Source organism: Ruegeria sp. K5 (assembly GCF_056531805.1).
This window is the reverse complement of sequence record NZ_JBQFML010000033.1, coordinates 1-671: the sequence shown is the minus strand read 5'-3', so window position 1 is coordinate 671 and position 671 is coordinate 1. Positions and strand designations below refer to the sequence as shown.

General features: G+C 57.8%; 3 protein-coding genes. All 3 read right to left on the bottom strand.

What is annotated here, in order from left to right; genetic code table 11:
- Nucleotides 1-203 (bottom strand): VirB3 family type IV secretion system protein (locus ACR0MO_RS21645; protein WP_480893313.1); only part of this gene is annotated, 203 nt, incomplete at its 3' end.
- Nucleotides 204-206: 3 nt separating this feature from the next.
- Nucleotides 207-488: a hypothetical protein gene (locus ACR0MO_RS21640; protein ID WP_170481476.1), complete on the bottom strand. Its 282-nt coding sequence runs from the start codon at nucleotides 486-488 to the stop codon at nucleotides 207-209.
- Nucleotides 485-671: transglycosylase SLT domain-containing protein (locus ACR0MO_RS21635; RefSeq protein WP_480893311.1), on the bottom strand; the 187-nt coding region annotated here is incomplete at its 5' end. The genes ACR0MO_RS21635 and ACR0MO_RS21640, both read right to left, overlap by 4 nt.

Here is a 671-nt window from a genome sequence, read left to right as displayed (position 1 = left end):
ACGCGGAAGAAAGCCGGTTCCCATTCGTAAAAGAGGCGAAGCCCGGTGTAGAAAACAAAACCCGCAATGATTGCTGGCGCTATCCCGAACATGAAGAACGAAAGCATGGTCTTCCCGAGGATCACCAGCAGATAGATCACGGGTAGGCCGCCCCATTCAGCGGGGCGGTTCAGGCCGCGAAAGACCGTGTTACGGCGCGGCATCAATCAGGCTCCAATGAATGTATCAGCGAGGCCGATAACAGCACCAACTACGATTGCGACGACTGGGCCTTTCAGCGAACCCCAGCCGAACACGTAGGCGAGACAGCCCCAGATGAAGCCGACGGCGGCAAGGCTGACGCCTACTACTTTGGAGTCCGCCAGCGTTTCGTTGATGAAATCGCCAATGGCATCTTGCAGCCAGCCAGCGGAGGCGGGCGCTGCTGTGATGATGAACGCAGTGATCGCGAAAAACGCCATCTGCTGGTAGAAGTGGGTTCTTTTCATGAGGAAGTGCTCACTTTGCTTAGAATGATCCGCACGTAGTTGCGGGTTTCGGTAAAGGGGGGGACGCCGCCATATTCGACGACGCGGTGAGGCCCGGCGTTGTAGGCGGCAAGCGCCAGCTTCCAGGTTCCGAACTCGCGGTACTGCGCCGCCAAATAGCGGGCACCACCGTCGAGATTTTCT